The organism is Streptomyces sp. LE64, from assembly GCF_052606915.1.
The window spans coordinates 4,330,897-4,342,871 of record NZ_CP199708.1 but is presented as its reverse complement, the minus strand read 5'-3'; the positions used below and the strand labels follow the sequence as shown (position 1 = coordinate 4,342,871).

Below are 11,975 nucleotides of genomic sequence, written 5' to 3'. Positions count from 1 at the left end.
GGGCGTGGTTCATGCGAGGGCCTGCCGGGTGTGGGGGGTGGCGAGGCCGTCGGAGGCGACGCCGAAGGCGGGCGGGACGGGTTCGCTGGCGACGTAGAGCTTCTCGGCGACGGCGCGGGGCAGCGGGAGATGTTCGAAGTGGCCGTGCACGGTGCGGTCGGGGCCGGGTGGTCGGGGGACGAACCGGGAGACGGTGGCGGTGCGGAAGGCTTCGCGGCCGTGGGAGACGAGGAGGGCGATCTCGACGATGCGGCGGGAGCCGTCGGCGTGTCGGGCGAGTTGGACGACGACGTCGACGGCGGAGTTGATCTGGTCCTTGAGCGCTTCGAAGGGGATGCTCACCTCGGACATGGAGCCGAGGGTCTGGAGGCGCATGAGGGCGTCTTCGGCGCTGTTGGCGTGGACGGTGGCCAGGGAGCCGTCGTGGCCGGTGGACATGGCCTGGAGCATGTCGAGGGTCTCGCCGCCGCGGACCTCGCCGACGATGATGCGGTCGGGGCGCATGCGGAGGCTGTTGCGGACCAGGTCGCGGATGGTGATGTGGCCCTTGCCCTCGACGTTCGGGGGGCGGGACTCCAGTCGGATGACGTGGTCCTGTTGGAGTTGGAGTTCGGCGGAGTCCTCGATGGTGATGATGCGTTCGTGGCTGGGGATGAGGCCGGAGAGCGCGTTGAGCAGGGTGGTCTTCCCGGAGCCGGTGCCGCCGCTGACGATGAGGTTGAAGCGGGCGCGGACGAACGCGGAGAGCAGCATCAGCATCGGTTCGTCGAGGGAGCCGAGGCCGATGAGTTCGGGGAGTGCGTAGGCGCGGGGGAAGCGGCGGATGGTGAGGGTGGGGCCGGTGAGGGAGAGCGGGGGGATGATGACGTTGACGCGTTCGCCGGTGGGGAGGCGGGCGTCGACCATGGGGTGGGACTCGTCGACGCGTCGGTTGACGGTGGAGACGATGCGCTCGATGGTCTGCATGAGCTGTTCCTCGGAGGCGAAGCGCAGCGGGAGCTGTTCGACGCGTCCGCCCCGTTCCACGAACACCGCGTCGGGCCCGTTGACCATGATCTCGGTGATGGTGGCGTCGGCGAGGAGGGGTTCGAGGACGCCGAGGCCGAGGGCTTCGTCGACGACGCGGCGGATGAGCTGGGTGCGTTCGGCGGTGGAGAGGACGGGCCCCTCGCGGCTGATGAGGTGGCCGAGGACGCGTTCGAGGCGGAGCCGGCGGTCCGCCGCGGTCAGCGAGGACATCTCGGCGAGGTCGATCTCTTCGAGGAGTTTGGCCCGGTAGACGGCGACGAGGTGGCCGTCCTCGCGCGGGGTGCCGGGTTCCCTGGGGGTGATCGCCAGGCGGGACCTCAGGCTCATGGGCTGTTCCTCCTTCCGTTCGGGTGCGTGGCGGGTGGGGTGCGGGTCACTCGTCGGTGGGCATGGTGACCGTGCGGGTGACGTGCCAGCCGTCGCCGGCGAACGGGACGAGCAGGGGGACGCTCACGGTGACGGTGGCCCGGGAGAGCTCGCCCTCCTCGCTGGGGGCGACGTCGGCGTCGAGGCCGTCGTCCATGGCGGCGTGTCCGGCGGCCTCGCCGGCGGCGCTGCCCTCCTGGGCGGTGACCCGGGCGGCGGCGCGGGCGCCGGAGCCGGCCTGGCCGGCCGCGTAGCCGACGAGGCCGAGTTGGACGGCGGCGAGGCCGACGAGGAGCAGGATCGGCAGGAACCCGGCGAACTCCAGGGTGCTGACGCCCCGGTCGCCCGCGGGTGGGCGCGGCGGGGCGGCGGGGCGGCCGGGCGCGGTCACCGGGTGCCGTCCTCGGCCGCCGCGCCGGCTTCGGCGTCGACGGTCCAGCCGGTGGCGACGCCGGGGAAGAGGACGGGGACGGGGGCGGTGACGTCGGCCCGCCACACCAGCCCGTCGCGGGAGCAGGACACGTCGGCGTCCTGCCAGGCGGCGGGGAGGTGCTGTTTGCCGGCGGCGACGCAGGCGTCCTGGCCGCCGTCGCCGAACGCGGCGGCGGCGGTCGCGGCCCGGGCGGCCTCGTCGGCGGCGTTGCCGGCGAGGGAGAACGTGTACCCGTACAGCGCGCACTGCCAGAGCAGGGCGAGGACGGCGAGGAGCAGCGGGAAGGTGCCGGCGAACTCCAGGGTGACCGCGCCCCGGTCGCCGGCGGCGCCGCGGCGGCGCAGGGCGAGTGCACCGCGGTCGCCGCCGGGGCGGCGTCTGCGGTGGCCGGGTCCGGGGGTGTCGGCGGCGATCAGGTCGAGTTCGGCGGCGAGGGTCCACAGCGCCTGTTTGACGGTGGACTTGTGGTCGAGGTCGTGCACCCGGCCGGCGTCCACCACCGCGTGGAGTTCCTTGAACTGGGCGGGGACGGTGGTGCGGGCGACCCGGGTGTCGGTGACGCGGGCGACCAGGGACGCCTGGATCTCGGTGCCGCGGCCGTGGCGGTTGATGACGGTGGTGGTGTCCTCGGCCTTGCGGATCTGGAGCCGGTCCCAGAGGCGGACCATGCGTTTGGCGGCGCGGACGGCGATGACGTCGGGGGTGACCAGCAGCAGGGCCCGGTCGGAGAGTTCGACGGCAGCGGCGCCGGCGGCGCTCATCTGGGTGCCGCAGTCGATGACGACCAGGTCGTAGCGGCTGCGCAGGGCCGCGACGACCTGGCGGGCGACCCGGTCGGTGACCTCTTCGCCGCGTTCCCCTTCGGCGGGGGCGAGCAGCAGGGCGAGCCCGCTCTCGTGGGTGAAGACGGCCTCGTGGAGGACGCGGGCGTTGATGTCCTTGATGGCGGCCAGGTCGGCGATGGAGCGGCGGAACTGGACGTCGAGGTAGGCGGCGACGTCGCCGGCCTGGAGGTCGAGGTCGACGAGGGCGACGGAGCGTCCGCCGGAGCGGGCGGCGAGGGCGAGTTGGACGGCGGTGAGGGTGGTGCCGACGCCGCCCTTGGCGCCGGTGACGCTGACGACGGTGCCGCCGGGGCCGCCGTGGGGGGTGTCGCCGGTGCCGAGGTGGCGCCGCATTCCGCTGGCCCAGGCGGCGGCGGCCTGGACGCGTTCGGCGAGGGCGTCGTGGTCGAGGGGGAGGCCGACGATCCCGCGGACCCCGGAGTCCATGGCGGCGGTCAGCACGCCGGGAGAGGTGTCGGCGGTGACGAGGAGGACGCCGACGGACGGGTAGCGTCCGACGATCTCGCGGATCAGTTGGGGGACGGGCGCGGGGCCGATGCGTTCGTGGACGAGGACGACCTCGGGGAGTTCGTCGAGGGATTCCGCGGCGAGCCGGCCGAGGGTGTCGAGGAGGGCGGCCGTGTCGCCGACGGGCAGCGCGGCGTCGGTGTCGGGGAGTTGGCCGAGCAGCGAGGTCAGGGCGCGGGCGGATTCCAGGTCGCCCACGGCGGGCAGCACACGGATGCTCATCGCGAAGGCTCCTGGAGTTCCTCGTCGAGGACGTACCTGCGGTCGCCGGGTGCCGCGTCGGTGCCGCCGCCGGGGGCGACGAGGGCGAGTCGGACGTGGGTGGCGAAGGATTCGGCGTAGGCGACGCGTTGGGCGTCGGCGGTGTCGAGGGCGAAGGTGATGGGCACGGCCTCGGCGGTGCGCCGGGTGCGGTCGCGGGCGTCCGGGTCGAGGGCGGTGAGCTTGCCGACGTCGATGACCTTGGCCTTCTCGACGATGAGCCGGGACTGGTCGGGGGTCTTGTCGTCCTCGCCCTCGAAGGTGGCGTAGATGTTGACGCTGGCGCCGGGGGTGATCTTGCCGGCGACCCCGGTGGCCGCGTCGATCAGGATGGCGATCTCCTGCTGTCCGCGGGCCAGCGCCGGCCGGTCGACGATCATGTCGCTCTGCAGCAGGGAGCCGGCCTTCAGTCGGGTGACGGCGATCTTGCCGCGGATGGCGGCGAGGTTGGTGACGGCGTTCTTGGACAGCCACCGCTCCGGCATGCTGATCCGTTCGAACTGGTCGTCGGTGAGCGTCTTGTACGGGGCGATGTCGTCCTTGAGGCGGTAGGCGGTGAGCTCGGGTCCGACCTTGGTCTGCACGTCGCGGATCACGGCCAGCACCCCGGCGAAGGCGCCGAGGGCGCACAGCACCGAGAGGACCAGCAGGATGACGCCGCGGCGCTGGCGTGAGTTCATGGCCGGACTACCTCGATCGGGGACGGGGGCGAGCGGACGACGGGGCGGGCGGGGCGGTTCAGCCGGGGCGGCCGGTGAGGGCCGCCCGGGCGGCGGCCGGAGTGCCCAGGGCGGGGGCCCGGGGGGCGCCGCGGACGGCCCGGGGGCGTGGGTCGGGCGGGGGGACGAGGGGCGCGGAGCAGAAGCCGCAGCGGTCGCCGATGAGCTCCAGCCCGCACCAGTGGCACCGTTCGCGGCGGACGGAGGAGACGAGTTGGTGGAGGACGGAGACGTCCCCGATGGCGGCGGCGAACTCGACGACCTTGCCGGTGCCCCACCAGCGGGCGGAGTCGGCGGGCAGCCGGGTCTCGGTGAGTCCCTGGACGCGCCAGGAGGGGGCGAGCGTGCCGGAGACCCAGTCGGAGGCGAGTTGGCCGGCGGCGGTCACCATGCGGGTGCCGAAGGCGGGCCCGGTGAGGGCGGGGGCGTCGCCGGCGGTCGGGGCGGCGCCCAGCCGGACGAGTTCGGCCTGGGGGGTGGCGAGGACCGCGAACTGGGAGCCGGGCACCCAGGACCTGGTGTGGGAGGTGAGGTCGACGGGCACCCGGTCGAGCCGGGCGACGGAGCCGAGCAGCGCACCGGCGTAGATGTAGTGCGCGAGTAACCGGGCGGCGGAGGCGAGCACTCCGGGGCTGAAGTCGCACAGCGAGAGTTGACGGAGTTGGAGGGCGAGCGCGGCGAGGCCGAGCGGCGGCAGGTCGGGACGGAGCAGGGCGACCCGGTCGGTCTCCAGGACGGAGCGCACGGTGTGCAGCCGGTGGACCACGGCGGCCGGCGCGGAGGCCGGGCACAGCACGATGACGTGGCCGTGGTGCTCGATCAGGGCGTGCAGTTCGGTCAGGGAGCGTTCGAGGTCGTGCCCGGCCGCGGCGCGGGCCCGTCGGGCGACCCGCCCCACGGCCCGTTCGCCGCGGCGCCGGTCGGGCCGGGCCGCGCACGGGAGGACGACGGCGGCGGGCGTGTGTCGGTCCGGGGCGGGCAGCACCAGGTCAGGGCTGGTGACGGCTATCGCGGTCGGCACCCGCACACCCCCGTTTCCGCCCGGCGGCGTGGTCGCCCGGCCGCTCTCACGCACCACTGTGACGCCACTCCCCTACCCACTATCCCGACTGCTTCTGCACCATATCCACGGCACGGCCCACTCAACACCCGATCTCACCAGATGAGTTCACGACCGGTGGGACCGCCTTGACGCAGGGTGAAGCGGAATTCATTGTTCCAGCGCGCCGACCCCGCCCTGCCGGGCCGTACGGCACCACCGCGTCCGACGGTACCCGGAAGCGGAATCCAGCACGCCGCCGAAGGCCGCCGCGGGGCGGCCCCGGCCCGCTACCGTCGGCGCGCCCGGACCGGGGCACCACCCAGCGCACCCGGCATCCATAAGCGAGCCATAAGAGAAGTTCAAGCCAGGCATAACACCCCTTACCCCTACGGCTTTTGGGACATTCTCAGCTGGCACGGGGCCATGTCGGAGGTATTGACAACTCCGATTGGTCTGGACCAACTTGGACGGGAACGGCGACCGCTCCGCAGCGCCGACCGCCGGACGGACACCCACCCGTCCGGGCCCCACCCGTCGTTCGCACGTTCGCACCGCGCACGTCACGCGTCGTACCAGGTTCCGCCGTCCCACAAGCTCCGACCGTCCGCAGCACGCCCCCACACCCGGCGTCGAGTGACCCGTGCCCACCCGGCTTACTCGTTTCGCCACCACCCCCACCGGAGGCAGCCAGTGATCCGTCGCTCCCCCCTCGCCGCGTCCGCGGGCAGAGGCTCCCGCATCCCCCGCCGGGCCTGGGCCGGTGCCCTGTCCGCGGCGCTCGCCGCGTCCACGCTGACCCTGACCGGCCTGGCCACCGAGGCCGCCGCGGCCGACGTCAACAACGCCAAGAACCCCGGCTTCGAGTCGGGCCTGGCCAACTGGGCCTGCTCCTCGACCACCGGCTCCGCCGTGTCCTCCCCGGTCCGCACCGGCACCGGCGCCCTGAAGGCGTCCCCCGCCGGGCACGACAACGCCCGCTGTACCCAGGCCGTCGCCGTGAAGCCCAACTCGACCTACACCCTGAGCGCCTGGGTGCAGGGCGGACTGGCCTACCTCGGGGCCAGCGGGACCGGCACCACCGACGTGTCGACCTGGACCGCCGACTCCGCCGGCTGGAAGCAGCTGACCACCACCTTCACCACCGGCGCCACCACCACGTCCGTCACCGTGTACACGCACGGCTGGTACGGCGCCGCGGCCTACCTCGTCGACGACGTCTCCGTGTTCGGCCCGGACGGCGGGGGCGGCAACGGCGAGGAGCCGGTCATCCCGGTGCCGCCCACCGGCGTCGCGGTCGGCGGCGCCACCAAGACCTCCCTCGACGTGTCCTGGAAGCCCGTGCCGAACGCCGCGAGCTACCACGTCTACCGCGAGGACGGCACCAAGGTGCAGACCGTGTCGGGCGCCTCGGCGGTCGTCACCGGGCTCGCCCCGGACACCGAGTACGGCTTCCAGGTCTCGGCGGCCAACGCGGCCGGCGAGTCGGTCAAGTCCACGCCCGTGGTGCGCGGTCGGACCCTCAAGGAGGGCGGCAACGGGGGCGGCGTGCCCAAGCACGCCATCACCGGCTACTGGCAGAACTTCAACAACCAGGCCACCGTCCAGACGCTCGCCCAGGTCCAGGACGCCTACGACATCATCGCCGTCTCCTTCGCGGACGCCACCAGCACCCCGGGCGCGGTGTCCTTCACCCTGAACTCGGCCCAGCTCGGCGGCTACACCGACGCGCAGTTCCGCGCCGACGTCAAGGCCAAGCAGGCCGCGGGCAAGAAGGTCATCATCTCGGTCGGCGGCGAACTCGGCACCGTCCGCGTCAACGACGCCGCCTCCGCGACCAACTTCGCGAACTCCGTGCACGCGCTGATGCAGTCGTACGGCTTCGACGGCGTGGACATCGACCTGGAGAACGGCCTCAACGCCACCTACATGACCCAGGCGCTGCGCCAGCTGTCGGCGAAGGCGGGCCCCTCGCTCGTCCTCACCATGGCCCCGCAGACGATCGACATGCAGTCCACCGCGGGCGAGTACTTCAAGACGGCGCTGAACGTGAAGGACATCCTCACCGTCGTCAACACCCAGTACTACAACAGCGGCGCCATGCTCGGCTGCGACGGCAAGGTCTACAGCCAGGGCACGGTCGACTTCATCACCGCCCTGACCTGCATCCAGGTCGAGAACGGCCTCGACCCCTCGCAGGTGGGCATCGGCCTGCCGGCCTCCACCCGCGCGGCGGGCGGCGGCTACGTGGCCCCCTCGGTGGTCAACAACGCCCTGGACTGCCTGACCAAGCTCACCAACTGCGGTTCCTTCAAGCCCGCCCGGGCCTACCCGGCGCTGCGGGGCGCGATGACCTGGTCGACCAACTGGGACGCCACGGCGGGCAACGCCTGGTCCAACGCGGTCGGTCCGCACATCCGCACCCTGCCCTAACGGGCTCACCGTCGGCGGTCATCGGGCCCCACACCGGTGACCGCCCGGGAAACCGCCCCTCCGGGTGAACCGTGCACCCCCACGCGCACGACGCTCACCCCCCGCTGCGCCGCCCGTCCCCGGGCGGCGCAGCGGTGCGTTCCGGCCCCGTCGACCGGCCGCGGCACCGGTGCCCGTGGCGGGCCGGACGTGCGAGCATCGACGGATGCCCGACGACGACACCCGCCCCGCCCCCGAGAACCCCGGGAAGGACGCCGAGTCCACAACCGCGCCCCCGGCCGACGGGCGGGTCCGATGACGCCCCTGAGGCACCCGACCCTCGGTTACGCGATCACCGTGCTGCACTCCGTTCCGGACGACGCCTGGTACCTGGAACTCGACGTCGTCCGGGGGCAGCGGGCCCTGGTGACCGCGATCGTCCCGGACGAGGACCCGGCACGGGAGCCCACGGTGTGCTTCGACCCCCGGGGACGGCACCTGGACGTGCCGTACGAGGTGCTGCGGTGGTTCCTGCACCACGTGGACGAGGAGATCCGGACCTCCCGCACCTGGATGCGGCTGCGCCCCGACCTGGTGGCGGTCGTCCACCGGCTGCGCGGGGAGCACTCGGGCATCGTCTCGGACGCCGACTTCCCCGCCGTCCTCGCCGAGGTCCGCGCCGTCGTGCCCGCGGCCGACCTCCCCGTCGTCCTCGCCGCCGCCTTCGGACGGCACCCGGACGGGACCGTCCTGGAGTCCACCCGGGCGTTCGCGCTCGTCCACGCGGCCGCGGCCGGCGACGACGAACCGCCGCGGGCGGTGTGACAGGCTCGGCCCATGAGGATCGCCGCGGCCCAACTGACCTGCCTTCCCGGTGACGTGCCCGGCAACGTCCGCCGGATCACCGCGCTCGCCGCCTCGGCCCGCGCGCAGGGCGCCGCGCTGCTGGTGCTGCCCGAACTGGCCCTCACCGGGTACGTCCCGGACGCCCTGGCCGCCGACCCGGCCCTGTGGACCGCGCCCGACGACCCCCGCCTCGACCCGCTTCGCTCCGTCGGCATCGCCACCGTCGTCGGCGGCGCCCTGCCCACCGGCGGCCCCCGGCCCGCCCTGGGCACCCTGGTCCACGGCCCGGACGGGGCCCTGTTGACCGTCTACCGCAAACAGCACCTGCACCGGCAGGAGCGCGCGGTGTTCGCCGCCGGGGACGCGGACGGCCGCTTCGCCCTGGACGGGGTCCGCTTCGCCCTGGCCACCTGCTTCGACAACCACCACCCCGCGCTGGTCGCCCGGGGCGCGACGGACGGCTGCCGGGTGCACCTGGCAAGTTCGTTGTACGGCACGGGCGGCGGGATCGCCGAACGGGCCGCCCTCTACCCGGAGATCGCCCGCACCACCGGCCTGTTCACCGTCCTCGCCAACCACGTCGGGCCCGCCGGTCCCTGGACCGGCTGCGGCGGCGCCGCGGTGTGGGGCCCGGACGGCGCCCTGCTCGCCGAGGCCGACGACCGCACCCCCGCCGTGGTGACCGCGGACGTCGACGCCTGAGCGAAAATCCCGCGCACCGCCGCGCATCCAGCGCCTACGCTCGCCCCGGAACGACACGCACGGGTCGGGAAGGAGCGGCTGACATGACGGACGAGGTTGACTTCCGGGGCGGTGCGGCAGCCGCCGAACGACTGGCCGGGGGCGCGGCGTTGCCGCAGGCCCTGCCCGTCCCCGGCCCCCGGGGCTGGCTGGCCCTGGACGTCGGCGCGCGCCGGTACGCGTCGTACGGGTCCGCGGACCCGGGCTGGGAGCGGGTCGCCCCGCTCCCAGCCGACCTCTCGACGCTGGACGACGGCCGCCTTGCACTCGCCCTGTGCCACCGCAACGGGTTCGTCCGCGAAGCCGCCCTGGAGGCGGCGCGGGGTCGCCCGGCGCTGCTGCCGCTGGTGGTGATCCGCTGCGCGGACTGGGTGGAGGCGGTACGGGAGCGGGCCCGGCGGCTGCTGGCCGGGGCCCTGACCGCCGGGAACGCCCGTGAGCTGGCACCCCTGATCCTGCTGGCCGCCCGGGGCGAACGGGGCGGCTTCGCCGTCGGGTTGCTGAGCGAGGCGCTGCGCGGCGCGGACCGGGAGCAGTGGGCCGCCCAACTCGACGCCCCCGACCGGGCGACCCGACGGTTCGTCCACCGGCTGGCACTGGCGGAGGGCCGACTGTCCCCCCTCCAACTGGCCCGCACCGCCGCCCGCCGGGCCGAGGATCCGGTGCTCCAGGACCTGTGCGCGACGGCCGCCCTGGCCGCGCTGCCGGAGGGGCCCGGGGGGTACGGGGGCGAGTTCGACGAGGTGGTGGAGTCTCTGTTGTCGGCACGCAACCCGCGCTGCCGCGCGGCCGGGGTGACCGCCCTGCGGCGGGCCGGCTGGGGCGCCCGGGCGGAGTCCTTCCTCGCCGACCGCTCGCCCCTGGTGCGGGCCTGCGCCCGCTACGTCCTCAGGCGGACCGGGGGCGATCCGGCGGTGCGCTACCGGGAGGCCGTCCGGGGTTCGGACGCTGTCCCGGGCCCGCCGCCGGGTGCAGTGGTGGGGCTCGCCGAGTGCGGGGACCCGCGGGACGCCGCGCTGCTGTGGCCGCTGGTGGCGCACCCGGTGCCGGCCGTACGGGCCCGGGCGGTGGAGGGACTGCGGCTGCTGGACCGGGTGGACCGGGAGCGGTTGCGCCCCCTGCTCGACGATCCCGCCCCGGCGGTGGTGCGGGAGACGACGACGTCCCTGCTGTCCTGCGCCCGCGACCTGCCCCCCGGGTGGCTGCTGGACCGGGTGGGCCCCGACCGGTCCCGGCACGTGCGGCTGGCCGCGCTCCGACTGCTGGCGGCGGGCGGCGGGGCGCAGGACCTGCGCGCGGCCCTCGTGCTGGTGGCGGACGCAGACCCGAAACTGCGTGCCGTCGCCGAGCGGGCGGCCGGGCTCCGCTGACCGCCGGCCCGGGAGGGGTACCGCGCCCGCCCCGCGAACGGGGCCGCACGCCGCCGGGACCTCAGAAGAAGTCCCCCCAGGGCTGGTCCGCCACCTGCTTGACGCACAGCACCACGAACAGCAGCCCGGCCAGGCACAGCATCAGGTTGCTGAGCGGGCCGTTGCGCCACTCGCGGGGCGTGCGGTCGGAGTTGAGCAGCCAGACGAGGGTGAGCGCCAGGAACGGCAGGAAGGCGGCGCCCAGCACCCCGTACAGGATCACCAGCCGGAACGGCTGCCCCTGGAACAGCAGCACCATCGGCGGGAAGGTCAGCCACAGCAGGTAGCCGCGGAAGGCCCGGGACCGCTGCCGCTCGCCGGAGGCCACCGACTCGCCGCTGCCGCGCCCCGCCCCGTCCCCGCGCAGCCGGGCGACGAAGTCGGCGAACATCAGGCTGACGCCGTGCCAGACGCCGATCAACGAGGTGAACGAGGTGGCGAAGAAGCCGATCAGGAACAGCTTCGCGGTGGCGCCGCCGTAGCGGTCCTCCAGCACCTCCGACAGGTCGAGGAGTCCGCGCTCCCCGCCGGCGATGGCAACGCCCGAGGAGTGCAGGAGTTCCGCGCCCACGAACAGCATCGCGATCACGAACACCCCGGTGGTGGCGTACGCCACCCGGTTGTCCAGCCGCATGGTCCCCATCCAGCCGGGACCCGTCCAGCCCTTGGCGTTGACCCAGTACCCGTAGGCGGCCAGGGTGATCGTCCCGCCCACGCCGCCGATCAGGCCGAGCGTGTTGAGGACGGAGTCCTTCTCGTCGGGCAGGACGGGGAGGAGTCCGGCGAAGGCGTCCGCGAGGTTCGGGGTCACCCGCACGGCGAGGTACACCGTCACCAGGAACATGACGCCCACCAGGACCGTCATCGCCTTCTCGAACACGGCGTAGCGGTTGAACCAGACGAACGCCAGGCCGACGAGCCCGCACAGCACGCCCCAGGTCTCCAGGGACCAGCCGTCGGGGAAGAGGGCCTGGAGCGGGAGGGCGCTGGAGGCCATCGCGGCGGCCCCGTACACGAAGCCCCAGACGACCACGTACACGGCGAAGAACGCGGTGGTCCACCGGCCCAGGCTGTGCCATCCGTCGAACAGGGTGCGTCCGGTGGCGAGGTGCCAGCGGCCGGCCGCTTCGGCCAGGGATATCTTGACCAGGCAGCCGACCACCGCCGCCCACAACAGGGTGTATCCGAAGTTGCTGCCGGCGATCAGGGTCGCCACCAGGTCGCCGGCGCCGACGCCGGTCGCCGCGACGACGATGCCGGGTCCGATGTGGCGCCAACTCGACCGGCGCGACGGGGGGTCGGAGGAATCCGGTGCGGCTGCGGGGGTGCCCGGGGTCTCGCTCGTCTCGGCCATCCCTCCAAGGAAGC

Annotated in this window: 10 protein-coding genes; 4 read left to right on the top strand and 6 right to left on the bottom strand. The window is 74.0% G+C overall.

Annotated elements, in window-relative coordinates; all coding sequences use genetic code 11:
- Positions 1-9: 9 nt before the first annotated feature.
- The 5 genes from ACSMX9_RS19670 to ACSMX9_RS19650 are packed head-to-tail and all read right to left on the bottom strand — an operon-like array spanning position 10 to position 5,181.
- The gene (locus ACSMX9_RS19670; RefSeq protein WP_445395636.1) at positions 10-1,356 is read right to left on the bottom strand and encodes a CpaF family protein; all 1,347 of its coding nucleotides are present in this window, start codon (positions 1,354-1,356) and stop codon (positions 10-12) included.
- A 46-nt stretch (positions 1,357-1,402) separates the two neighbouring features.
- Positions 1,403-1,786 (bottom strand): TadE/TadG family type IV pilus assembly protein, encoded by a 384-nt coding sequence (locus ACSMX9_RS19665; protein WP_445395635.1) that lies wholly within the window; start codon positions 1,784-1,786, stop codon positions 1,403-1,405.
- Positions 1,783-3,402: an AAA family ATPase gene (locus ACSMX9_RS19660; RefSeq protein WP_445395633.1), complete on the bottom strand. Its 1,620-nt coding sequence runs from the start codon at positions 3,400-3,402 to the stop codon at positions 1,783-1,785. Before ACSMX9_RS19660 ends, ACSMX9_RS19665 begins: the two co-directional genes overlap by 4 nt.
- Positions 3,399-4,121 (bottom strand): Flp pilus assembly protein CpaB, encoded by a 723-nt coding sequence (gene cpaB, locus ACSMX9_RS19655; protein ID WP_445395631.1) that lies wholly within the window; start codon positions 4,119-4,121, stop codon positions 3,399-3,401. The genes ACSMX9_RS19660 and cpaB overlap by 4 nt, the downstream gene beginning before the upstream one ends.
- Before the next feature lie 58 nt (positions 4,122-4,179).
- Positions 4,180-5,181, bottom strand: a complete 1,002-nt coding sequence (locus tag ACSMX9_RS19650; protein ID WP_445395629.1) for a hypothetical protein — start codon at positions 5,179-5,181, stop codon at positions 4,180-4,182.
- A gap of 711 nt (positions 5,182-5,892) precedes the next feature.
- On the opposite strand from ACSMX9_RS19650, the gene ACSMX9_RS19645 reads away from it, so the two are divergent.
- The 4 genes from ACSMX9_RS19645 to ACSMX9_RS19630 all read left to right on the top strand — a co-directional run bounded on the left by ACSMX9_RS19645 (position 5,893) and on the right by ACSMX9_RS19630 (position 10,568).
- Positions 5,893-7,632: a chitinase gene (locus tag ACSMX9_RS19645; RefSeq protein WP_445395627.1), complete on the top strand. Its 1,740-nt coding sequence runs from the start codon at positions 5,893-5,895 to the stop codon at positions 7,630-7,632.
- A 294-nt stretch (positions 7,633-7,926) separates the two neighbouring features.
- On the top strand, positions 7,927-8,436 hold the full coding sequence (locus tag ACSMX9_RS19640) for a hypothetical protein (protein WP_445395625.1): 510 nt from the start codon (positions 7,927-7,929) through the stop codon (positions 8,434-8,436).
- Positions 8,437-8,448: 12 nt separating this feature from the next.
- Positions 8,449-9,159, top strand: a complete 711-nt coding sequence (locus tag ACSMX9_RS19635; RefSeq protein WP_445395623.1) for a carbon-nitrogen hydrolase family protein — start codon at positions 8,449-8,451, stop codon at positions 9,157-9,159.
- An 83-nt stretch (positions 9,160-9,242) separates the two neighbouring features.
- Complete coding sequence (locus ACSMX9_RS19630; RefSeq protein ID WP_445395621.1) at positions 9,243-10,568, top strand: hypothetical protein; 1,326 nt, start codon at positions 9,243-9,245, stop codon at positions 10,566-10,568.
- A gap of 61 nt (positions 10,569-10,629) precedes the next feature.
- On the opposite strand, the gene ACSMX9_RS19625 is transcribed toward ACSMX9_RS19630, so the two are convergent.
- A complete protein-coding gene (locus ACSMX9_RS19625; protein ID WP_445395619.1) occupies positions 10,630-11,961 on the bottom strand; it encodes an Nramp family divalent metal transporter in 1,332 nt (443 codons plus the stop codon).
- Positions 11,962-11,975 lie beyond the last annotated feature (14 nt).

Bases quoted from the DNA above. Each gene is read 5' to 3' on its own strand.
- ACSMX9_RS19670 (WP_445395636.1), bottom strand. From the start codon at position 1,356: ATGAGCCTGAGGTCCCGCCTGGCGATCACCCCCAGGGAACCCGGCACC.
- ACSMX9_RS19660 (WP_445395633.1), bottom strand. From the start codon at position 3,402: ATGAGCATCCGTGTGCTGCCCGCCGTGGGCGACCTGGAATCCGCCCGC.
- cpaB (WP_445395631.1), bottom strand. From the start codon at position 4,121: ATGAACTCACGCCAGCGCCGCGGCGTCATCCTGCTGGTCCTCTCGGTG.
- ACSMX9_RS19640 (WP_445395625.1), top strand. From the start codon at position 7,927: ATGACGCCCCTGAGGCACCCGACCCTCGGTTACGCGATCACCGTGCTG.
- ACSMX9_RS19635 (WP_445395623.1), top strand. From the start codon at position 8,449: ATGAGGATCGCCGCGGCCCAACTGACCTGCCTTCCCGGTGACGTGCCC.
- ACSMX9_RS19630 (WP_445395621.1), top strand. From the start codon at position 9,243: ATGACGGACGAGGTTGACTTCCGGGGCGGTGCGGCAGCCGCCGAACGA.
- ACSMX9_RS19625 (WP_445395619.1), bottom strand. From the start codon at position 11,961: ATGGCCGAGACGAGCGAGACCCCGGGCACCCCCGCAGCCGCACCGGAT.